This is a genomic window from Chryseobacterium sp. RU33C (assembly GCF_900156015.1).
GTDB classification, from domain to species: domain Bacteria; phylum Bacteroidota; class Bacteroidia; order Flavobacteriales; family Weeksellaceae; genus Chryseobacterium; species Chryseobacterium candidae.
On sequence record NZ_FTMT01000011.1, the window covers coordinates 104,986 to 128,887 of the forward strand.

General features: G+C 35.8%; 20 protein-coding genes. 16 read left to right on the forward strand and 4 right to left on the reverse strand.

Annotation, left to right across the window (positions count from 1 at the left end; translation table 11 throughout):
- The first annotated feature begins 3 nt into the window (after positions 1 to 3).
- Genes BW946_RS11145 through BW946_RS11155 form a run of 3 tightly spaced genes read left to right on the forward strand, consistent with a single transcriptional unit; the run spans position 4 to position 3,326 of the window.
- On the forward strand, positions 4 to 414 hold the full coding sequence (locus BW946_RS11145) for a curli production assembly/transport component CsgF (RefSeq protein ID WP_076596286.1): 411 nt from the start codon (positions 4 to 6) through the stop codon (positions 412 to 414).
- 24 nt (positions 415 to 438) lie between these two features.
- The gene (locus tag BW946_RS11150) at positions 439 to 1,803 is read left to right on the forward strand and encodes a CsgG/HfaB family protein (RefSeq protein WP_076596259.1); all 1,365 of its coding nucleotides are present in this window, start codon (positions 439 to 441) and stop codon (positions 1,801 to 1,803) included.
- 11 nt (positions 1,804 to 1,814) lie between these two features.
- The gene (locus tag BW946_RS11155) at positions 1,815 to 3,326 is read left to right on the forward strand and encodes a carboxypeptidase-like regulatory domain-containing protein (protein ID WP_076596260.1); all 1,512 of its coding nucleotides are present in this window, start codon (positions 1,815 to 1,817) and stop codon (positions 3,324 to 3,326) included.
- A 272-nt stretch (positions 3,327 to 3,598) separates the two neighbouring features.
- Here BW946_RS11155 and BW946_RS11160 read toward each other — a convergent pair whose 3' ends face one another.
- The 4 genes from BW946_RS11160 to BW946_RS11175 all read right to left on the reverse strand — a co-directional run bounded on the left by BW946_RS11160 (position 3,599) and on the right by BW946_RS11175 (position 8,072).
- Positions 3,599 to 4,249: a response regulator transcription factor gene (locus tag BW946_RS11160; RefSeq protein ID WP_228402536.1), complete on the reverse strand. Its 651-nt coding sequence runs from the start codon at positions 4,247 to 4,249 to the stop codon at positions 3,599 to 3,601.
- 617 nt (positions 4,250 to 4,866) lie between these two features.
- On the reverse strand, positions 4,867 to 6,426 hold the full coding sequence (locus BW946_RS11165) for an Rne/Rng family ribonuclease (RefSeq protein WP_076596261.1): 1,560 nt from the start codon (positions 6,424 to 6,426) through the stop codon (positions 4,867 to 4,869).
- Positions 6,427 to 6,792: 366 nt separating this feature from the next.
- Entirely contained in the window at positions 6,793 to 7,083 is a 291-nt protein-coding gene (locus BW946_RS11170) for an HU family DNA-binding protein (RefSeq protein WP_002984212.1), read from the reverse strand.
- A 317-nt stretch (positions 7,084 to 7,400) separates the two neighbouring features.
- Positions 7,401 to 8,072, reverse strand: a complete 672-nt coding sequence (locus BW946_RS11175; RefSeq protein ID WP_076596262.1) for a response regulator transcription factor — start codon at positions 8,070 to 8,072, stop codon at positions 7,401 to 7,403.
- Between the two features lie 179 nt (positions 8,073 to 8,251).
- On the opposite strand from BW946_RS11175, the gene tssO reads away from it, so the two are divergent.
- The 13 genes from tssO to tssD (BW946_RS11240) all read left to right on the forward strand — a co-directional run bounded on the left by tssO (position 8,252) and on the right by tssD (BW946_RS11240) (position 23,678).
- Positions 8,252 to 8,788: a type VI secretion system TssO gene (gene tssO, locus BW946_RS11180; protein WP_076596263.1), complete on the forward strand. Its 537-nt coding sequence runs from the start codon at positions 8,252 to 8,254 to the stop codon at positions 8,786 to 8,788.
- A gap of 11 nt (positions 8,789 to 8,799) precedes the next feature.
- The gene (locus tag BW946_RS11185) at positions 8,800 to 9,324 is read left to right on the forward strand and encodes a type VI secretion system transmembrane protein TssO (protein ID WP_076596264.1); all 525 of its coding nucleotides are present in this window, start codon (positions 8,800 to 8,802) and stop codon (positions 9,322 to 9,324) included.
- Positions 9,325 to 9,371: 47 nt separating this feature from the next.
- A complete protein-coding gene (locus tag BW946_RS11190) occupies positions 9,372 to 10,283 on the forward strand; it encodes a PKD domain-containing protein (RefSeq protein ID WP_076596265.1) in 912 nt (303 codons plus the stop codon).
- A 47-nt stretch (positions 10,284 to 10,330) separates the two neighbouring features.
- A complete protein-coding gene (gene tssR / locus BW946_RS11195) occupies positions 10,331 to 12,736 on the forward strand; it encodes a type VI secretion system protein TssR domain-containing protein (protein ID WP_076596266.1) in 2,406 nt (801 codons plus the stop codon).
- Positions 12,737 to 13,108: 372 nt separating this feature from the next.
- On the forward strand, positions 13,109 to 13,516 hold the full coding sequence (tssD, locus tag BW946_RS11200) for a type VI secretion system tube protein TssD (protein ID WP_076596267.1): 408 nt from the start codon (positions 13,109 to 13,111) through the stop codon (positions 13,514 to 13,516).
- A 171-nt stretch (positions 13,517 to 13,687) separates the two neighbouring features.
- Positions 13,688 to 15,619, forward strand: a complete 1,932-nt coding sequence (locus tag BW946_RS11205) for a type VI secretion system Vgr family protein (protein ID WP_076596268.1) — start codon at positions 13,688 to 13,690, stop codon at positions 15,617 to 15,619.
- A gap of 2 nt (positions 15,620 to 15,621) precedes the next feature.
- On the forward strand, positions 15,622 to 17,007 hold the full coding sequence (locus BW946_RS11210) for a hypothetical protein (RefSeq protein WP_076596269.1): 1,386 nt from the start codon (positions 15,622 to 15,624) through the stop codon (positions 17,005 to 17,007).
- A gap of 6 nt (positions 17,008 to 17,013) precedes the next feature.
- Positions 17,014 to 17,622 (forward strand): toxin-antitoxin system YwqK family antitoxin, encoded by a 609-nt coding sequence (locus tag BW946_RS11215; protein ID WP_083688853.1) that lies wholly within the window; start codon positions 17,014 to 17,016, stop codon positions 17,620 to 17,622.
- Positions 17,623 to 17,710: 88 nt separating this feature from the next.
- Positions 17,711 to 18,388, forward strand: coding sequence for a DKNYY domain-containing protein (locus BW946_RS11220; RefSeq protein WP_170872076.1), 678 nt, complete (start codon positions 17,711 to 17,713; stop codon positions 18,386 to 18,388).
- Positions 18,389 to 18,717: 329 nt separating this feature from the next.
- A complete protein-coding gene (locus tag BW946_RS11225; protein ID WP_076596272.1) occupies positions 18,718 to 21,216 on the forward strand; it encodes an ATP-dependent Clp protease ATP-binding subunit in 2,499 nt (832 codons plus the stop codon).
- A gap of 59 nt (positions 21,217 to 21,275) precedes the next feature.
- On the forward strand, positions 21,276 to 22,139 hold the full coding sequence (locus tag BW946_RS11230; protein WP_076596273.1) for a lytic transglycosylase domain-containing protein: 864 nt from the start codon (positions 21,276 to 21,278) through the stop codon (positions 22,137 to 22,139).
- A gap of 345 nt (positions 22,140 to 22,484) precedes the next feature.
- Positions 22,485 to 22,898: a type VI secretion system tube protein TssD gene (tssD, locus tag BW946_RS11235; RefSeq protein WP_062675331.1), complete on the forward strand. Its 414-nt coding sequence runs from the start codon at positions 22,485 to 22,487 to the stop codon at positions 22,896 to 22,898.
- 366 nt (positions 22,899 to 23,264) lie between these two features.
- Positions 23,265 to 23,678, forward strand: coding sequence for a type VI secretion system tube protein TssD (gene tssD, locus BW946_RS11240; RefSeq protein ID WP_076596274.1), 414 nt, complete (start codon positions 23,265 to 23,267; stop codon positions 23,676 to 23,678).
- The last annotated feature ends 224 nt before the right edge of the window (positions 23,679 to 23,902 follow it).

Sequence of the window (23,902 nt, forward strand, 5' to 3'; positions counted from 1 at the left end):
GCCATGAAAACCTTTATCATTATTTTGACATGTATTGCGGGTGTTTTCTACGGAAAAGCTCAGCAGCTCGTCTATAAGCCGGTAAATCCTGCTTTCGGAGGTGATACATTTAATTACCAGTGGCTTTTAAGCTCTGCTAATGCACAGAACCCGTTTGATGAAAAAAATGATTACAGCAATTTGCTGGATCGTGTGAACTCCCTTGATAGTTTTACCCAGAGTCTTAACAGACAAATTCTCAGTGAGCTTTCAAGAAAACTGTTTGATGAACAGTTTGGTGATGGAAACATAAAACCCGGAAATTACCTTTTCGGATCCCTTTATCTGCAAATTACCAATACTAATCAGGGACTTTTAATCAATATTTTGGATACCAGCAATGGCGATCAGTCCGAGATCGTAATTCCGAAATAGGAAATCACTAAAAATAAACTTACCATGACAACCTACACTTATACCAGAATCTTTTTCTGCACCTTCCTGCTATGCATTATGCAGGCCTGTAGTTCAATATTTGGCTTACCTTCGGATCCCGAAAAGCCAACAATGGGAGAGGTTACTTCTTCCACTGCGGAACTGAAAAATCTTCCGCTTCCCAAAGAAAAGATTGTAATAGGAGTCTACAAATTCAGAGATCAGACCGGCCAGTATAAACCTTCCGAAAATGGAAACAACTGGAGTACGGCAGTCCCTCAGGGAACGACTACCATTCTCATTAAAGCATTAGAAGACAGCCGCTGGTTTATCCCTATTGAAAGAGAAAATATTGCCAATCTACTTAATGAAAGACAGATCATCCGTTCCACAAGACAGGAATACATCAAGGATGCAGACAAAAACAATCAATCACTTCCCCCTCTTTTATATGCCGGGATTCTTCTTGAAGGCGGCGTTATCTCATACGACAGCAATATTCTGACCGGAGGACTTGGAGCAAGGTATTTCGGAATCGGTGCTTCCACGCAGTACCGCCAGGACAGAATTACGATCTATCTCCGTGCAGTCTCTACCCTTAACGGAGAAATTCTTAAAACGGTTTATACTTCTAAAACCATTCTTTCAACCAGTGTTAACGGAAGCTTTTTCAGATATATTGATACGGAAAGACTACTGGAAGCTGAAGTAGGGCTTACTCAAAATGAGCCTGTTCAGCTCGCCGTGACAGAAGCGATAGAAAAGGCTGTAAAAGCTCTGATTGTTGAAGGGATCAGAGATAAAATATGGGGGAAAGCAATAGATGAGAATGGAGTATATCAAAGCTTAATCAACGAATATAACAGAGAGCAGGAGCAAAATAATGACAGAGTTGTTGGAGGCAGATATCCGCAGGATTACAGACAGAAAGTATCCATATTTGCGAATGTGGAAGGGCAGAAAGTTAAAGATGACTATGTAAGTCCAAAGATGAATGTTGGTGGAAAAATAGGATTTAAATATTTTCTTACTCCCTATCTGAATATGGAACTGAACGCAAGCTATTTTACGCTTGAAAATTCAAATATTGTAAAAAGAAACTACTTCGGTCCTGAAGTGAATCTGGAATACATCCTTTTTCCGAAATACAGATTCAGCCCATTTGTATACGGTGGAGCAGGAGCGATGTATTCAAAATATAAACCTCAATATAAAGCACAGTTCGGTGGCGGACTGGAATATATGATCAGCCGGAATTTTTCACTGAGAGCCTCCGCACAATATGACCTTGGTTTCAAAGACGACTGGGAAGACCTTGTTAATGGGAAAAGAAAAGATCAGGCTTTGCGCTTTGGAATAGGAATCAACTTTTACTTCGGAAACAAATAAAAACACGAACAATGAAAACTATAATTAAAATATTCAGCATATTCATCTTTGCTTTTTGTCTGTTTTCATGCAATGAAGACCTTGTGGAACAGGCTCAAACAGGAATGTTAAAAGGAAAAGTCGTGAAAAGAGGCAGTAATGTGCCGATTCCTAACGTGAAAATTTTCACCAATCCTACGACACAAACTGTTTTCAGCGGTACAGACGGTTCATTTGAGATCCCTGCCATGCCAGTGGGGAATTATTCTGTAAAAGCAGAACTTTCAGGATATATTACAAGCTTTCAGTCAGTCAATATTCAAACTCAAAATCAGGTAGTAACGGTAGTTTTTGAGATGGATGATGATACTTCATTGAATTCTCCTCCCGCTACACCCCAGTTGCTAAGTCCGATAGATAACGCAGTAAATCAACCCTTGAGCGTCGAATTAACCTGGAGCGCAACAGATCCAGATACAGCGGATGTCTTAAAATACAGTTTGACAATTAAAAATAATCTTGACACTAACGTGATTCAGGTTAATGATTTGACAGCAACCCATTATACGCTATCAAATCTGAAGTTTGGTGTAAGTTACTTCTGGCAGGTGTCTGTTTCGGACGGCATTCACCAGCCAGTTTTAAGCTCTATCAGTAAATTCACCACCAATACAGTTCCGGCCAACCGGTATCATTACGTTCAGAAACAAAATGGAAACTTTGTGATCATTTCCAGTGATGACCAGGGAAATAAGTTCCAGCTTACCAATTCTTCCTATAATAGCTGGCGGCCACGGAAAAACAATAATGCCGGCCTCATTGCATTCCTTCGTACAGAAGGGGGAAGTACCCATCTTTATACTGCCAACCCGGATGGTTCCAATCCTTTTAAAGTAACAACTGTTGCTGTTGCAGGTTTTAATAATTATGAAATGGACTTTGCATGGAGTACAAATGGTAAGGAACTTATTTATTCCAACTTTAATAAACTTTACAGAATTAATAAAGATGGAAGCGGTCTGAGCTTAGTGTATACAACTCCGGATGGAAGTATGATCTCGGAATGCGACTGGAGCTACGACGGTAGTAAAATAGCATTGAAAACCAATGATTATAACGGATATAACACTAAAATTTATGTGATCGATGTCAATGGTGCCGTTCTTAAAACTGTATTGTCTGGTACAGCAGGGGCCAGCGGAGGTTTGAACTTCTCGGTTGACGGACAGCTTCTTCTCTTTACCCGTGATGTTTCCGGATATTTGGACGGAAGCGGAAATTACCGTCAGCTGGATTCACATATCTTTATCTATAACCTTATTACAGATGCTGTAAGTGATATTTCTGCAGAAAGCGAAAAAGTAATGGGAACTAATGATCTCGATCCAAGATTCTCCCCGAACAATGCTCAGATTATCTTTATGAATACCTCCAACGATAATATTTCGCAAAGAAATATAATGGTAGTTGACCTCAATAGTACGATGACTGATCTTACAAGGGTAACACTGTTTAGTAATGGAGAAATGCCGGATTATGAATAATATATAACGTTTAGCGTTCAAAGTCCAAGGTTTTAGTTGTAAAGTGAGGTGGGAGAGATGATCTGTACCCATTAGAGATAAATTTAAAATGAATTAAATACTTTTTTAATTGTTAAGTCTCTTATTTCTCTGCCTCACTTTTTACCTTATAGATTTTGATTGTATGTAACAATAAAAATTTCCCTGAAGAATTATTGAAATTAAAATCAGGAGTAAAAAAAATTCCAGACTTTGTAAAGCCTGGAATTTTTTGAGTAATTCATGGAAGTCTTTCAGTCGATGATATGATTCTCTATTGCATATTTTACAATTCCGACTGAGTTTTTCGCATTGAGTTTCAAAAGAATTCTTTTTCGGTGTGTTTCTACCGTATTGATACTGATAAATAATTTTTCTGATATATCTTTACTGCTGCATCCGTCACAGATGAGTTTAAGAATTTCCATTTCGCGACGGGTGAGAGGTTCTTTGATGTGTGGGTTGGGCTTGCCCTCTTCATTACTGATAAAATTGATCATTCTTTCCTTTGCATGATCGCAGATGTAGATATCATTAAGAAGCAAAACATTGATGGATTTAAGAAATTCATCGTAAGTACAATTTTTATCGAGATAAGCTTTAATCCCTTTGTTGAAGAGTTTTCGGATGTCAATTACATCATATGAGCTTCCAATGATTGTGATTCTGGTATTTTTATGCTCTGAAATAATACTTTCCACCAACTTGCAGATTTCCGAAAGCATAAGCATATTGGAACTCATAACAAGCATTTCCGGGGGCGTTTCTTTTAAATTTTTGGAGAGGTTTTCTAAAGAATTACAAATATCTATAGTGCTAAAAATATTGCTTTGTGAAAGTAGTCTTGATAATCCCTCTGTATACAGCATGGGTTCATCAAAAATGGTCAATCTTGGTTTCATCATGGTCTGTTTTGTTTATATAAAAATAGGAAAAAAACTTTACATTTTAATTAAAATTGATAAATATTTTAAAATTATTATGTTTTTATTATTAGTAAAATGTTATTTTTGTTGATTTTTTATTAAATAATTCTCTTTTTGTAGAGTTTTTTGGAGTTATTATTGTTAAAACCTAATATTAATGGTCTTTTTTAGAGTTTATTTTGAAATGTGGTGCTATATAAATAACATGCTGGGGATATGTTTTAGCGGAAAACTATCAGAATTAGCTTATGATGTAGCTGTTCTGCTTTTCTTTCATAAATTATTGCTGCAGGAGGCAGGGTAACTTCTCTAAAATAACCAATTCAACTGGCTTTTTCTGCCATAATACCTGTGTTTTATCAAAAGATAAAAGATCTTGTCATTAAAATTTATCGGTTTCAGCCAAAACTTAAAGGGTAGATCATATTTTATATTTATAAATACAAAACAAAAAAGAGGCTGTCTCAAAAGTGTCATTCTGAACGAAATGAAATGTAGTGAAGAATCTCATATGTTTGGTTATCAATGAGATTCTTCCTTCGTCAGAATGACAAAAGCCAGATTGTTTGACTTTTGAGACAGCCTCTTTAAATTTTTTAATTAGAGAATTCTATCAATTCTTCTTTTTTGGCATTGTAGATTTTGTATTCTAAATATTTAAAAGAATCTCTCGGAACAATGGTTACCCATTTTTTGTATTTCATGAACCATTTCATCTGGATACTTTTAATGCCTTTTGTAAGGTAGGCTTCCACAAATGGGTGTACATGCAGGTAGATCTTTCCTTTTTCTTTCTGCAGGATATTTCTTAGGGTTTCACCCATTCTTTCCACGATAACAATAGGAGCTACAATTTCTCCGTCTTTGTTCGGGTTTTCTTCTTTGGTTTCGATCTGTTTTTCCGGACGGTTTCTCTGTCTGGTAATCTGGATCAGGCCAAATTTACTAGGAGGAAGGATTTTGTGGCGAGCTTTGTCGCGCTTCATTTCCTCTTTCAGATGCTCGTAGAGATCTCTTCTGTGATCAGAATTCGGCATGTCTATGAAATCGATAACAATAATACCTCCCATATCGCGGAGGCGGAGTTGTCTTGCAATTTCTGTAGCAGCCATTTTGTTCACTTTCAGTGCATGCTCTTTGTTGACAGCCGTTCCGGTAGTAATATTGTTTCCGGAGTTGACGTCCACAACGTGAAGTGCTTCTGTGTGTTCAATAACAAGATAAGCTCCTTTGGAACTCGGAATGTTTACATGTTTCCCGAAGCTCTGTTTAAGCTGTTTTTCAACATTGTAATATTCCAGAAGCGGAATATGAGAATCATAAAACTGGACAATATTTTTCTTTTCAGGCGCAATTACTTCAATGTAGTTCTTCATTTCGGTCACCATCTGCTCATCATCACAAATGATATTCACGAAGTCCTGGTTAAAATTGTCTCTTAAAATAGCTGAAGCTTTGTCTTCTTCGCTTAAAACTTTAGACGGAACTTTATTTCTCTGGATATTTTTGAAAGTGCTTTCCCATTTCTGAACCAGCTGGTTCATGTCATTATGCAGATCTGCTACTTTTTTTCCTTCCGCTACAGTTCTGATGATTACTCCGAATCCTTCAGGCTTAATACTGTCGATAAGGGTTCTCAACCTTTCTTTTTCCTCAGAACTTCTGATTTTTTTGGAAATAGAAACTTTATTGTCGAAAGGAATTAAAACCAGAAATCGCCCTGTTAGTGAAATCTGGGTAGAAATTCTGGGACCTTTGGTAGAAATTGGTTCTTTGGTAATTTGTAACAGTACCAGGTCATCTTTTACGATCACTTTGTCTACCGTTCCGTTTTTGTCTATTTCGGGTTGTATCTCGAAATTTTTTAAGCTCGAAGTGCTTTGTTTTTTAGAAATAGTATCTTTTAAAAACTTTTTGTATGTAAGATACTGAGGCCCCAGATCCTGATAATGCAGAAATGCATCTTTGTCGTATCCGATATTCACGAATGCTGCATTCAGATTGGGTGCCAGTTTTTTTACTTTTCCTATAAACAGATCTCCAACTATAAAATCGCTTTTGTCTTCTTGCTCATGAAGTTCACATAGTCTTCCGTCTTCCAGCAGCGCAATCTTTGTAAGATCATCTTCATGCGAAACTATTAGTTCTTTCTTCATTTTTTAATAAGATAAAATTGTTAAGATTATAGGAAGTGGATGTTTTATCGATTAATTCATCTATTAAATATAAGGATTTTGAATGAAAACCATTATATGTTTATTAAAATAATATTTGAAACCCTCCGTTTTCCGCGGAATCTTATAGTTGCAAACAAAAATATAGTTAGTGAACTTTAAAAATTTAAATCCACCAACTATATTATTATATTGTAAATCTCGAAAAAAAGAGATTATTTTTTCTTATGTCTGTTTGCTCTTCTTCTTTTCTTTCTTTTGTGAGTTGCAACCTTGTGTCTTTTTCTTTTCTTTCCGCTTGGCATAATTTTAATTTTTTAGTAACTAGTTAATATTCAGTTAATGTTCTTATTTTACTGCAACTTTAGTTTTTACTTTCTCAACAAAAGATTTTGATGGTTTGAAAGCAGGAATGTTATGAGCAGGAATCTCAATTGCAGTGTTTTTAGAAATATTTCTTCCTGTTTTAGCAGCTCTTGTTTTAATGATAAAAGATCCAAAACCTCTTAGATAAACGTTATCCCCATTATACATAGAAGTTCTGATCTCCTGCATAAAAGCTTCTACAACTTTCTGTGTTTCATTCTTTTCTGTTCCCAACTTATTTGAGATGGTGTTTACCAATTCTGCCTTTGTCATTTCCTTATTTTAATTTTAAATTTTAGGTGTGCAAATTTAGTTAAAAAAATTGAATACTAGCAAATTAGTGGCAAAATATTTTTATTCAAAGAGTTGGACTTTTTATGTATACACTATATTAAGGGCGGGTGATAATAATTTAACAATAAAATAATGTAACCGGATAAAGGTATGAAAATTTAATGAATAAAATTTAATAAATGCTGGTTATAGCAGGCTTTACAACGCTTTCTAACCTTGAGCATAATATTTTAATATCCTCGTATCTACCCTCATTTGTAACCCGTAATTGAATTTTTTAACTGAAATCAGAAATTTTATAAACTGGAATTATAATATCCGTTTTCCACACAGAAACGGATAAGGTGAAGCTTGGTTTTTAATCCCAGCTTTTCTGTAAGCCTGTTGATGTAGGTATCTATGGTTCTGGTGCTCAGATTAAGTTTTTCTGCAATTTCTTTATTGCTTAATCCTTCATAGCAGAATCTCATAAGCTGTATTTCTGCCGGTGAAAGCTCCTCCTGTCCTTTCTTCTGCCTGTCCATATACTCCTGTACAGCAAGAGGCTGCTGCTCCCATTCTTTGGAATAAGCCTGATAGTCAAAGTCTTCAGAAGCAATACTTCCTTTAATGATATCCTTTATGATTGTACTTTTTTTCTGGCAGTAATAGATATTAGGAATTTTTGAAAGGATCTCGGCCATATCTTCCTGATAAGTGCCGGAATAGGTAATGATGGGTGTTTCCGTATTGTTTTTTCTGATGTACTTTATGGCCTCAATTCCGCTTAATACCGGCATGAAGAGTTCAATAATGAACACATCTTCCTGTCTTCTGTAGATTCTGTTTACCAGTTCATGCCCATTGTTACAGTCATTCAGAAGCATATAGAAAGGATTTTCCATAAGTGTTTTGATCATTATTTTTTTAAAATAAAAATCACTGTCAGCAATGGAAAAACGTACGGTATTAGATAATATTTTACTCATTCTTAATATCGATTTGGCGAATGATATTTGAAATTTAAAGGTCTAATTTATGAAAAACTTATCAAAGTGAAAATTAATATTAATTTAATCAGGGTTTTCACGAAACAGGCTTGGGGAAATTACGTATTGTGCATAAATTTTTTTTTTTATATTTTCACAGGCCAAACAAATCGCAAATTATGTCTTCTAACAGGGAAAAAAAATTAAACAAATCTGACGTCAGAACGGGCATTTGGAAGTTTATTCTGTCATTTGTCGTTTTGTCGGCTGTATCTTTTACTTGCTTATTTCTCTTCTTTAAGAGTTATGATATACAACGGGAAGGAATTAGCCGTGAAGCAGAAGCTTATAAAGAACTGATGCTTCGAAGTGATGTACTTAAGGACCACATTGATGATATTTACGACAAAATGAACCAGCTTAGCATTAATAAGGTGGAGAATGAAGTATTTCTCAGAACCAGTATTATGGATAATGTGAGAGATGCTAAAAATATTATGGGTAAAGACAGTGTACAAAGCTTTAAACATTATGCTGTACTGATGAAACAGATTGTACCCATGATGAATTTAAAAGCCAGGATCATTGAAGTGGAATATCAGAAGAAAACAGTGTTGAGAGATCTTGATGAATGTATGGGAAAGATCAAAGTAACCAATAATGAACTTAGAAAAGACCCTACAAGAAATTTCACAGGAAGTAAAAGAAGAAGATAAAAAGAAAAGATATGCAAGGACAAATCACATTATCTAAGAAAGAAAGGCATTATCAGTTTTTTTATTTAATACTGATGCTGGTAACTGCAATGTTATTTTTGGGAGTGATCTTTTTAAAAGGATTTGTATCTCCTTTTTCTGATGAAGATGTAAGAGGCATTCAGAATCTTGAACAGAAAGCCGAATTTGAACAGCATCAGAAAGTTGTTCTTCCCATCATGGACAGTACTTATACCATGATCACCAAACTTACCAATGACGGACCACAGCCTTTTATCGAAAACAATATCCAGCTGGGAGTGAATGATCTTAACAGCTATTTCAATAGTACTGACGTTGTGGATATCCGTAAAGATGCCTATCCACAGATCGCAAAATTTTATAAAATGTATTTTGATGACAAAAAAGTCATTTCAACAACCTCGGAAGACATTAAAATTTTCCAGAAACAGGTAGATGAATGCAGAATCGGATTTAAAGATAAGCAGAATAAGCTCTATCAGCGCGAGCAGGATCTGAAAGCAAGAATGCAGTAAGCAAATGGATACTAGGAATTTTAAACAACACATCACAATTATTAACTATGAATTATTTTCAAAAGAACAAGAAAAACATTATTATCGGTGTTATTGCAACGTTGCTGATTGCTGCATTGGTTGCTCTGTGGCTGCAGAAAAAGGTAATACATTCAGCCGATGATATTGTTGGGGTGGTTTATCCGTCTTCATTGGCGGTGGGAGATACACTTTTATTTGAAGATAAAACCCAGTTTGCGAAAACCAAAAGATGGAATTTCGGAGATGGAACAACTTCAGACAAAAACAGTGGTATTCACTTCTATAATAAGCCAGGATATTACCAGGTAAGTTTGATCGTGGACAATAAGTATACGAAATCTTTCCCTGTAATGGTAAGTGCAAGAAGCGTTCAGAAACCAAAAGATACTGCAACGGCAAAAACAACTATTGAAGCTGTGAGCCAGGCGATGCAGAACGAGAATGTAACCTTCCGTGCTATTTCCGAAGCAAAGCAGTTTGCATGGAAATTTGGTGAGTCCGGAAATACAGATGCTAAGGATAAATTCACTATCTATTCCTATAAAAAACCCGGAGATTATCTGGTAACTCTTTACACGGAACAAAGCCAGGATCCTATTTATCACCGTATTAAAATCCTTCCGGCTTATGATGCTCTTGCAGAAGATGAAGTTTCAGTAGAAGACTCTTATGCAAAAGTAGATAATGATTTCAAATATCACCTGCAGCAGATTGCTAACGGAAACAGTTTCAATATGCATTACAATTACCTGTTGAAAACGTATCTGTGTAACAATGAAAATACAGTGGTAAAAGTAAATGACAGCAAAGTAAATAATTTCTACATGTATTGTGCAGGCCTTCAGTTTGATAAAAATACAGTGATCCAGACGGTAAAAGTAAATCTGGATGATACACAGAACTGTGTAACGAAAGTAGATATTAATCAAAGCAAATAATTTCGTCCGGTCTTACGGATGCACCAATCATAAAAAGATTAAATAGGATGAAAAATACATTTCCTCTAGCAGCATATTATATAGGGTTATCAGTATTATTAACGAGTTGCCAGGTAAAGCTCCCGTCAAAGAAAACCCCGGAACCTTCACAGTATGGGCAGGTGGATGCTTCCCCTGTCGTTAACGGATATCCAAAAAAGTCAGTTCCATGGATTGTTATTTCAGACAGATCAAGAAATACGGCTTATCTGGATAAAGATGATGAGAAGTCTTACAAAGAAGTAAAATTCCTTGAACCTTTAATGGTTTTAAAACATAGAGACGGAATGGTAAAAGTAGCGGAATATGTTCCGGATGCTTTAATGAAAAAGATTTCTTCAAAATCAGTCAAAACATATGGCTGGATTCAGGAATCTGACCTCCTTCTTTGGAATAATGCCTTAAAAAGCGAAAAAACAGGGTATCCTGTAAGAGTAGCAGTAGTACCGAATAACAGCGAAGTCATCAGAAATGCCGAGAGATACTACAAAAACGACTCTATTATGGTGTTTAATTCACCAAGTCTTATTGAAACAGCCAACGTGAAAATTCCTAACGGACAAATTGTTTACGTATACAAGATGGCTGAAAATAATAAACGTTTCCTGGTAGGTAAAAAACCATCTGTTGATATGGACAGTATCAACAAAGGACTTTACGGATGGGTAAGCTCAAATGTAATTTCCAGCTGGGGAGAACGTTCTGCGATCAAATTAAAAAATACAACAGGAATTAATGATACGGCATTGGGAATCCATGAAGGACATCCAGGCGGATCTGCTTCAGATGCTGATAACAAAACAGCTGTTCTTCTTACTGATGTAAACAAAAGAACACCTCTGGAAAATATCTTCCCGGTAAATCTTCATTTAGAAGAAACTCCAACTCCTGATACCAAGACAAAATATTTCACCAATATTTTAGATTACAGCAAGAACTTTGTATCCAATGTATTGGGTGAGCCTATTTATTTTGATCGCTACAGAGAGATTACGGAAAGAGATAAAAATATCAATATTGTTTTTGCATTAGACGTAAGTGCTGCCAATGCACCTTATGCACCTATCGTAAAATCACTTTTACAGGATCTTCAGCTGAGATTTGAAAAACCATCTTATTTTAATCACGTTAAATATGGTGTGGTTTTATACAAAAACAATCCATGTGGAGATAATATTTCTGTATCCAACTTAAGTACAGACTACAGTAAAATCATGACATTTATTGATCAGAAAACCAATGAAATGAACTGTGCAAGCAATAATGGCTATCAGCCGGTAGGAGAGGCGCTTACTGCAGCAGGGAATCTTCTTTCAAATGTTTCTGATGAAACCAATATTGTTATAACTGTAGGAACTTCTGCCAATCAAAGCGGAAATATGTACAGTGTAATCAGTTCGTTAACACAGGCTCAGGCAAGATTAATCATGTTCCAGACCAGTGCAAGATCATCTGATACTTACAACGATTTTGTATTGATGGCAGAAAATGTGGTAACGAATACAGCTAAAAACATTGCTGAACTTAAAAAGCAGAAGATCATCAACCAATATGATGTTTTAACCAAAAATAATTTCAGCCTTGTGGAAGGCGATACGGGATTCTTCTCTTTAGCTTATCCTAAAGAGAGCATGTCTCAGGGATTTGTTATTTTCCCTAAAAAAGGAGATATTACAACTCCCGGATTCCTTAAAAAGTCTGTTGACAGTCTTATTGCACAAGTTACTTTAGATAATCAGACTGTTGATAAATCTCTTAATGAATATTTCCATTCATCCGTAGGAGCAGGGAGAACAGATGTAGATTTAAAATATAAATACCTGTATCCCGGACTAACCAATCCGGTTTCTGCCGGAATTGCTGCACAGCTGATCAACTATGGAAGCCCGTTCCTTGTGAAAGGATATATTCCAAAAGAGCTGAAAGAGTTTACGCCAGGAATAGAAAAGGGAATCCTTATTTCTGAATCGGAATATGATAACTTAAAAGCTTTTTATACGGAAGTTTACAGAAATACTCAGGCAGACCGTGCAGACTTTAACCAGGCTAGAGCAGTAAAGGAGTATGTAAAGCTGCTGGAAAAGTATAATCCTACAATAAAATTCTTAGATAAAGGAGCACTTTATGAGCTGCCAATGTCTTACGCTATTGGAATGAGTACCGGATTTGACCTTTCTGAAGAAGAATTGATGGCTAAATATAAACTGAAAGGTTGGAAAAAATCAAAAGTGGTTCCTAGTGAAACGGTAAAAAATTATTTCCAGCACTACAAGAACTTAGCAGACAGACTGCTTGCCAACAGAAACAATCCGGCTGTAAAAATTCAGCAGAACGGACAGACTTTCTACTGGCTTAATGAGTACTTTACGCCATCCAGAATTCCAACAGAACAACCGGAATACACAAAGCATTAAGAAATTTATTTTATGATATTAAAAGCAGGAGTATATCTTCTGCTTTTTTTGTGTCTTAAAGTGAGGTCACATATATTGATTAATTGTAAACCTTAAACTTTGAATTTTTGAAACCTAAACTCTGTTTATTTCTCTTTAAAGTGTAAAAATATTTTTTATCTAAAAACTGAGATATAATTTAAAATACTGTATTAATGGATGTTATGGTGTGGTTTGTAAATCCATTGTCGTAGAATTACGACAACAAATCGTAGAACTACTACAAAATATCAGATTTATAAGGAAAAGTTTTTTTTAGCGGAAAAGAGCCTCTATATTTGCTAACACAATCACCGAATCACAAAATATTACTAACGATTAAATTTACTAATCATGGCCGAAAGAAACTCAAGAGGAATCTTAAAATTCAATAATGGAGAAGGGCAGAAGCTGTTAAAAATGAACTACAGCGTATCAAGATCTACAGACGTTTCAGGACGTGTAGCATCAGATCCTTCTAATGCATTAATCAAGGTTACGGTAGAAGCTACTGAAAAGTCAGACATCCTTGAAAGCTTACTAAACGGTAAATATAAACCGACAGTAGGAGAGATCACTTTCAACAAATCTCATGAAGAAGGAACACTGATCACTTTGAAATGGGAAAACGGATACGTCATCCAGCATGAAGTAGACTTCGACGCAGTAGACAGCAACAGTATGCTGATCAGCTTCGTCATCAGTGCAGAAACCATTGATTACGGTACTTCTCAATACGCAGGGCTATGGCCATCCAGCTAAGATTGACACATATTATCAACATTCATAAGAAGAAAGACTGTCCCTATTTAAGACGGTCTTTTTTTGCCTGAATGAAAAAACTATACCTGAAATTTTATTCTATAACATATTTATATAGTGTCTGTTATGTAAATTTTGTTATCTTTAATACCCAACACAAACACAAAGCATATGAAAACCGAATCAAAGACCAAGGGATCTTCCTTCCGTCCTTCACAGAATGCAGACGGAATATCCGAGAATCATCACGCAGGCATCAACCGGCTGGTTAAATTGTCACTGGTTGTAGAAGGTAAAATTATTAAGTACTATAAACATTTCACCCTTAAACAAAAAGCGAGGCACCACCACGAATTCAATCTTATTCTTGCTCACGATGCTTTGGGAGAAAGGCAAAGCCATACCCTTGAAGAAGCCAACAAATTTCTGGGTAAACGTCTTACAGCGGTCATTTCCTACAAAGATATTGAGAAAAGTCCGGAAAGGAATTTTGTCGGGATCATTACCAAAGTAGGATTCAGTCAGGAAAAAATGAGTCTGGGAAATATTGTGCTTTCCGGATACAGCCCAACGATCTTGCTGGACGGGGCTCCGCATATTCAGAGTTTTGGTGGCAGCCAGCCTGTTAATATGGGCATCATAGCCAAAGAAGTAATAAAACAGGGAATAGATAAAGAGCGGTTTGATATAAGAGTCGATACCAATGATTATTCCCAGATTATTTACAGCAGCCAGTATAACGAAACCCATTATAATTATCTGGCGAGAATGGCAGAAGCTTATGGGGAACAATTTTATTATGATGGTGAAGTCTTGCATTTTGGAAAGCTTCCTCCGCAGAATAAGCCTATAAAATTGTTATACGGAAGCAATGCAGATAATATTAAAATAGAACTAAAAGCTGTTCATACAAAGCCTCAGTATTATGGCTATAACAGCAGTAAACATGAAAAGCTGACTTCAGGAGAAACTCCGGTAAGCCATTTAGGCGATCTTGCCCGTACAGCATACAGTCACAATGACAAGATATATAAAACCCCGGCACTGCAGGTTGCACCTATCAAAGCAACAACGCATCTGGATATAGAGCATTCTCAAAGAAGCGCGTCAGGAAGTGAAGCAGTTAATGTATTTTCGGTTTCCGGATCTACAACCGTTCCTTTTTTGCATCCCGGATGTATTGCTGATATTCATATGAGAAAACCGGACAGCAGTGAAACATCTTATTTTACGAAGGTTATGGTGACAGAAGCCATTCATGAAATTGATACGATCGGACATTATACGGGAACTTTCGAATCCATTGCCGCAGACACGGGTTTTCTGCCCAAACCGGAATTTACGGTACCGGCTGCCCAGCCACAGATTGCAACGGTAATTTCCAATACCGATCCGGAAGGACAGGGAAGAGTTCAGGTAAGATTCGACTGGCAGATGAATGATAACACTCACTTTGTAAGAGTAATGAGCCCCGATGCAGGAGTAACCGATCAGATCACTCAAAATCGTGGTTATGTAGCTATTCCCGAGGTAGGCGATCAGGTGATGGTTAATTTCGTACATAGTCATCCTGACAGACCATTTGTAATGGGAGGAATGTTTCATGGCGGAATAGGCCTTGGTGGAGGAGCAGACAATCGTGTAAAGTCTATTCAGACGAGAAGCGGTCACAGGATCGTTTTCACAGAAGATGAAAGCATTATTATTACCGATAAGAGCGGAAATGAAATCCATCTTGATACAACCGGAAGTAATATCAACATTACAGCACCGGAAACCATGACCCTGAACTGTAAGAATATGAATATTAATGTTGGAGAGAATATGACGACGACGGTGGGAATGAATAAAGCAGACAGTATCGGATTAAATAATACTGAGACTGTAGGCGCTATGAAACTAACTTCGGTCATAGGAAATGTAAGTACATTCATTACAGGTAAACTTACTGAAATTATTGAAGGAGATGTACACAGCGAAACAAAGAAGGAAAGAAATGAAATTTCTGAAAAAGAAATTAACATTACCTCCAATGCTTCCATCAATAAACACGCCCAACAAGAAGTACAAAACAACAGCGGAGAGAGATCTAAAGCCTATTAATTATGAGCAGAACGAGAATTGTAAAAGGCACCTACAACAAAATCTCTCATGAAAATCATAATATGTATTCTCAGGAGAGTATTATTTCACGTGCCATGAAATGGATTTTTGAAAAGGGTAATGATAAAGGAGTGAGCCATAATACGCCACAATCTCCACCACTACAACAGCTTATACAATTGATTGTACAATTCAGACCGAACAAAAACTGGAAAGGGGAGTTTGGCTTTGATTGGATGAGAATAGGGGATACGAGCCTTTTTAATGATCAAAAATTTGAGGATATTGTAGCCTATCAATATGAAGATGCCAAGTTTACTACAAAAGTAAAAAATGGCAATAAATATGATGGATACTTTGAGGTTAATGAAACGATGTTTAATAACCTGAAAAAAGAGTATAATCCTTTCTCTGTTGCATGGAAAACAAAAAAAGATAAAAAAACAGGAAAAGATGTTCCTGAAGAATATTTTATACCGTGGCTATCCATCCTAAAAGATAAAGAAGTTAAGATTACTTTTTTTGCAGAAATCCAACAGGAAGCTGATTATTTGGAGTTTACCAAATCTGATTATTTTACTTTTACTCCTGATAAAATAGAAATAAAAGGTAAAAAGAAAATAGCTTTGAACGATTATGAAGTGACAGTCAAATGCATAAAAGAGTTTACAAGTAATCAGATTATAGAGTTAAAAGCATTTAAAACTGAAGCAGGTGCAACGGTTGAATCAATTGCCGGGAAAATAAATGTCTGGGCAAATGATAATACGAAACAGAAGAAAAAGGATGTAGTATTTGTTGAAATAAAAACTCCGGAATTGTCAATTGGGTCAGGGAAGAATAAACCTAATATTAATGATGAAAAAAATAGGATTAATCAATATCTTGAGCAAGCATATATCAAATTATCGGATGATTCAGATATTGTTGAATTGGATTTAACAGCAGATAAAAATTTTATTAATTTCGTAACCAATAGTGAGGTAGATCCTGATAAAAAGAGTGGTGGAAAAGAACTTCAGGACTATTTGAAAGTCCAATTGGAAAAGGCTTATCCTAAGAAATACACAAAGCATTTCAAAGCATTTTATTTTGCTGAGCATGGTTACGATGTAGGTGGACATGTTTCCGGATATTCAAATTATGGAGCAGATTATGTGGTCGTATTTAAAAGTAAAAACGATCAGACAGCAGCACATGAATTTCTTCATTCTATGAATTTAGCCCATACATTTGCAAATAAGGAAGCATCTTCTCATGCATTGTATACGTATGAGTACAAAAAGACAGATAATTTATTAGATTATTCGCATCATGGAGGGAATGACAATAAGCGATGTTCATTATATTATTGGCAGTGGAAAAAAGCCAATTCATCTATCAAATAAGTAGTTATGAATAAAATAATAATGTTAATGTGGTTGAGTATATTTATACAATGCCAATCTCAAAAAATAGATAAATATATGATACCAAGTGTTGATAATAAGTATGAAAAATTTGATATTGAAAATTTCCAAAAGAAATCAATAAGAGGTTACTTGAAAGTGCGGGAGGATAGCAATACCTACATTCAGGATTTTCAATCGCCAGGTTACAGAGAAATAATTTACAATGATAATTTGTTTTATAAGGTTACTAAATTTTTCTATGGTAATGGTAATATTGAGAAAAAAGGATGTTTGTTCAATGAAGGCTCAGTAGTTGGTATTTGGTATCATTTTGACGAATCTGGCAAACTCCTTAAAGAGGAAAACATGGATGAAGGCTATGACTTAAAACCTGCAGATATTATTGCATACTGTGAAAAGAATAAAATTGATCTACCTAAAGGCTACCATGATTCTGGTTACCAAGCTAGAGTATTAAAAAAGGATTTTGAAGGCAAAAAAGTATGGAGAATTTCTCATCAAATTGCAGGCGACAAAATTGAGGAAATCATTCTGGATGGTAAAACAGGAAAAGAACTTCAAAAGAAGACAGTACCATTTTATAACCCGTAATTGCTAATACTTGTATAAACAGAGTACTAGAGCATTTAAAGAAAAAAAATAATAAGCATTTAAAATGGGATTCTACCGAAACAGTTTTATGGAAAATTCAAAGAAGATGATGTACTGTTTTTTATTTTTACCATTTTTTATTTCTTGTAAGCAAGAAATAAAAAATAAAGAGTACATAACCATAAAGGAAAGCATATTGTATTTCAAACATTTTACTTTTAGTAATATAATAGAACAGGAAGGCAGCTATAAAAAAGATGATTCTATTTTTTTCAGCAAAGTGTTTTTTGAGAACAAGAATATTTCAAATAATAAGATTATTGATCCAGAAACATTTGATGTTTTATATAATGACATTAATGATAGGAAAAAAGTATCAAATGATTATTATCTGAGAGGAGATGATTATTACTTTAAAGATAAAAATTACTTATATATTTATCAAGATGATATATCTGATAAAAATAAGTTTCCTCTTTTTTTTGTAGCTGGAAAAGTAAATGAATATAGTGTGATTGGAGGTGGATACTTACGTGTTGGAAACAAAATTTATTGTAAGGGAAATGAATTAGTAGATGTGGATATTAATACTTTTAAAATAGCTATGATGAGATTGAAACATTCTGAATGGTTCCAAACAATAGGATTTGACAAAAATTCAATCTATATGGAAAGTAAAAAAGAAAATAAGGAGAAATTAGATCAATATAAGAAAGATATAATAGGAATTAATCTGGATTCTCTCCAAAAAAGATATTCGGAATAATATGATTACTATTTTTAGTACTAAGCAAATAAGTTGATGGATGAGATTCAATTGTTTTAAATAAACTGTACAAAGCATTCCTATCCAGAAAAGTAATTTACTACAATATATCACCATCAGAACTAGGATTAAAAACAAAAAGACACCGTTATTATTTCTCTGATTAAAGAATTAACTATCTTTATATCATTTAGAATAAAATAGCTAATTTTAGCTACACAAAAAGAATAATTTTTGATTCTTTGAAAAAAGAGGTGAAAAACATACTTTAAAATCATCAAATCGCAAGCACAGCAGAATGCAAATATATTAATATAAGAAAATTATAAATGGGAGTACTAGTAACCAATGAAACAGTAAAGCAACTATTTCACATTGCTCAGTCGATAGCGAAGGAAAATTATAATGGAACCTATGGAGGCCCGCATATCCTGCAGGCTTTAATGCATAAAGATATCGGCCTTAATGAATTCCTGAAAAGTATAGATAAAGATCCAGGTTATTTCTATGAATGGGCAGATGTCCGTATTGAAGAGTATCCGAAAACCAGTCATCTTCCGGATGAAGTAGGACAGGATGATGCGGTAGATACCCTTATTGAAGAAGCTGATGATATCCGTTTAAAATTAGGACTGGATGAGATTACTCCTATCTGCATCCTTACAGCCATTGTAAAACCTCAGGTTGTATTTTCTCTTCAGCAGTTAAAGTCACTTCCTTTGAGAGAACATGAGATCTTCAACCTGTACAGAAAAGACACTCCGTTTACCGTGTCTGAAGACGGTGATTTTTCATCATTATTTTCAAATGGTACATCAGACTACTCAGATTCTTCATTTCCTTCCATTAAAAGCTACTGTGTAGACAGAACAGCACAGGCAAGAAAAGGAGAAATCGAAAATATTATCGGCAGAGATAAAGAACTCAGAATGCTGGTGGAAATCCTTTGCCGAAGAAGCAAACCGAATGTGATCATCATCGGAGAGCCGGGAGTAGGAAAAACAGCTTTGGTAGAAGGTTTTGCTACAGAAATTATTAAAGGAAATGTCCCCGAAATGCTTAAAAACGGGACTCTCTTAGAACTTGACACCGGAGCTTTATTAGCAGGAACTTCTTACAAAGGTGAAATTGAAGACCGCCTGAAAAAAGTAATTAATGAATGCAAGAAAATTGAAAAAGCCATTCTCTTCATTGACGAAATACATACCCTTCTGGACCCGAAAGGAAGCATCGGAAACGTTGCCAATCTTCTGAAACCTGAACTTGCCAGAGGTGAAATTACCGTAATCGGAGCTACTACACAGGAAGAATACAGAAAAATTATAGAACCGGAACAGGCTTTTAACCGCCGTTTTGAAGTTTTGACGGTTCATGAACCCGATGAAAAGACTTGCGTGAAAATGATTGACGTGCTTCTTGAAGGCTACAAAAAACACCACGGTATTGAAGTGGAAAAAACAGCCCTTCCGGAATGCGTGCGTCTGGCTAAAAGATATGCAAAAGGTAAAAAATTACCGGATGCTGCTATTGACTTATTAGACAGAACAATGGCTGCCATCAAAATGCTGGATGAATTATCAGAAAAAGAACTGGACAGCTGGAAAGAAAGCTATGATGCGATTTTAACAGAAGAATATGCAGACAGTAAAGATAAAGCAGATGAACTGATCTGGACTTACAACCTGCTAAGAGACAAAATAAGCCCGATTCTTTGGGGTTCACTGAGTGAACAGCCAACCATTGACAACTCTATGCCGGTAGATCAGATTCAGAAGATCATTGAAGATACATTCGCAGAACTTTTACAGCATGCCGCCAAAAAAAGAGAAAAAGTAGACAGATTGGAGTTGGCAGCTGTAATGGCCGCTAAAACCAATATTCCCATCGGGAAAATTCAGGCTCAGGAAAAAGAAAAACTCCTGAATATGGAATCTCTTCTGCTAAACAGAGTCGTAGGACAGGATCACGCATTAAAAATCCTTTCCGATGCCATTGTTGAAAACCGAAGCGGATTGAACAAACCGGGACAGCCTATCGGATCGTTCTTCCTTCTGGGACCTACCGGAACCGGTAAAACCGAGCTGGCAAAATCGATGGCAGAATTACTTTTCAACGATGAAAAGGCAATGGTACGCTTTGATATGTCAGAATTTAAAGAAGAACATTCCGCAGCCTTGCTATACGGAGCGCCCCCGGGATATGTAGGATATGAAGAGGGTGGTATGCTGGTTAATAAAATAAGACAGCAGCCTTACACCGTTGTTTTATTTGACGAAATTGAAAAGGCCCATCATTCAGTTTTTGATGTTTTCCTTCAGATTATGGATGAAGGAAAAGTTCATGATAAATTAGGTAAAGAAGGAGATTTCAGCAATGCACTGATCCTGTTTACCTCCAATATAGGAAGTGAAGAAATCGTGAAACAGTTTGAAGAAGGAAAAATTCCGGAATCATCTTCACTGATGCAGATCATGTCGAATTCAGGACGATTCAGACCTGAGTTCCTGGCAAGAATTACAGAGATCATTCCTTTTGCACCTATCACAGAATCCATTGCAGAAAGAATCTTTAACATTCAGCTGAAATCACTTCATACTTCTTTAACAAGATTGGGAATTGCTTTAAAAATTACAGACGAAGCTGTGAAAAACCTTGCATTAGGTGGCTTCAGCAGCAAGTACGGAGCAAGACAGATCTCCGGAGTAATCCGTGCACAGCTTGCAAGACCCATTTCTAAAATGATTGTTAAAGAAGAAGTGAAATCCGGCCAGACGATTCATGTAGATTGGAATAAAGACGAAGAAAAACTGAGCTGGAAAGTAGATTAAATATAAAGCAAAGGGGATTGGCCATCAGCTTTTACCCTTTACTTATAAATGAAATTACAATGAAAACGATTGTCAGAAATATCTTTACAGGTTTTCTATTATTAGGATCCGTTATCATGATCAACGGACAGTTTCTTGCCGCTTCCGATACCTCGGAAAACAGTGTGAAAAAGTATAAAGGTATCATTAATGCCAATAAAGATCTTGTAGAATTTATTGAACAGTTACTCCTTCAGAAAGGTCTTCCCAAACATTTGAGAAACCTGGCCCTGATTGAATCCCATTTTGACAGAAATATTACCTCGGGAGCAGGAGCAGTTGGTATCTGGCAGTTCATGACAGCCCATGCCAACCAGTATGGACTTACAGAGCAGGGGCGTACAGATATCTATAAAAGTACCAAAACAGCTACTATTTCCTTAAGTAATCTTTATAAAAAGTACAATAACTGGGTGACAGTGGTTGCGGCTTATAACTGCGGTGAAGGAAATATTGCCAAAGCAATGGAAGCCGCAGGTTCCTCCCAGTATCATGAGTTTTATAAATACCTTCCGGCAGAAACCATTAATCATGTGAAGAAATATCTTAATGCATGCTATGCAACCGGAGAGCTTCAGAGTGTATTGAATAATTATAATTCTGCAAGACTCAATAAGATTTTCTTTGAGGGAGACCGTAAAGAGACCGCTGCTTCGCTTTCAGAAACAGAGATCAATGCCGGGTTCAACCTGAACGTGGTTGCTGCTGAATTGAACGTTGATGTAGACAAAATCCTTGCCTGGAATCCCGGAATCGAGGAAGAACTCCAGAAAAAAGGGGAAAGTCCATTCTATCTTCCCGTGGATCTGATGCCGGATTTTCTGCTGAGAAAAAATAAAATATTGGTTCGTTCCTTAAAAGAAGGCGGAAAGACCCAACAGTAAAATAACAGCAATACCATACAAAGCAATCAGTTGATCTGGTTGCTTTTTTATTAAGTAATCTGCTGAAAACAGATCTATTTTTTATTGATAAATTCTTAATATTTCTCACCTAAGTGTAAAATTATTGTTTTTGTTGTTGGTTTTTAGTTGATTCAAAACCTTTGTTGATGAGGTTTTGGATAGCTTTGTTAAATCCATTATCGTAGAATTACTACAAGAAATCGTAGAACTACTACAAATTTTCAGATTTCCGTTCAAAAGCTTTTTTTAGCAGAAAAGAGCTTCTATATTTGCTAACACAATCACCACATCACAAAATATTACTAACGATTAAATTTACTAATCATGGCCGAAAGAAATTCAAGAGGAATCTTAAAATTCAACAACGGAGAAGGACAGAAGCTGTTAAAAATGAACTACAGCGTATCAAGATCTACAGACGTTTCAGGACGTGTAGCATCAGATCCTTCTAATGCATTAATCAAGGTTACAGTAGAAGCTACTGAAAAGTCAGACATCCTTGAAAGCTTACTAAACGGTAAATATAAGCCGACAGTAGGAGAGATCACTTTCAACAAATCTCATGAAGAAGGAACACTGATCACTTTGAAATGGGAAAATGGATACGTCATCCAACACGAAGTAGACTTCGATGCTATTGACAGCAACAGTATGCTGATCAGCTTCGTCATCAGTGCAGAAACCATTGACTACGGTACTTCTCAGTACGCAGGACTATGGCCTTCGGCAGGTAAATAAGCCTATTCATCATCTTAGTAAAAATAAAATTGGTACAGAACAGCGGACAAGAGACGCTGTTCTGTTTTTTTATTTAATAATTAGGTTTTTTGAAATAATATTTAATATAATATATCTCTTTATAGTGTAATAATATTTATTTAGATTCTGTTGTTAATGTGTTTATTATAAGGTGTTTATGTTGTTTTTTTCAACTTAATGTCGTAGAATTACGACAACTAATCGTAGAACTACTACATCAAATCGTATAATTACGACACTTTTTCAGATTTCCTTTCAATTGCTTTTTTTTCAAAACCAGGGGCTTTATCTTTGTTATATAATTATTGAATTACAATTTATTACTAACGATTAAAATTTACAATCATGGCAGAAAGAAACTCAAGAGGAATCTTAAAATTCAACAACGGAGAAGGACAGAAGCTGTTAAAAATGAATTACAGCGTATCAAGAGCTACAGACGTTTCAGGACGTGTAGCATCAGATCCTTCCAACGCATTAATCAAGGTTACAGTAGAAGCTACTGAAAAGTCAGACATCCTGGAAAGCTTACTAAACGGCAAATATAAGCCGACAGTAGGAGAAATTACTTTCAACAAATCTCACGAAGAAGGAACACTGATCACTTTGAAATGGGAAAACGGATACGTCATCCAGCATGAAGTAGACTTCGACGCAGTAGACAGCAACAGTATGCTGATCAGTTTCGTAGTAAGTGCTGAAACCATTGACTACGGTACTTCTCAGTACGCAGGGCTATGGCCTTCTTCAGGTAAATAATCCCATAAACTTAAATAAAAAAGAAACAGTATGCCTTTGGGTATGCTGTTTTGTTTGTATAAAAGTAGCTGTACAAAGCAAAAAATGGAAAACAGTCGAAATGAAAATAGACCAATCAGTCTTAAAACCACCGCTGCTGAAAAGTGATTGTCATATTACGTACCCCGCAACTCGGGCCTCGTACCCTGCACTCCAAAACTCAAATCCGATACCCGAAACCCTTT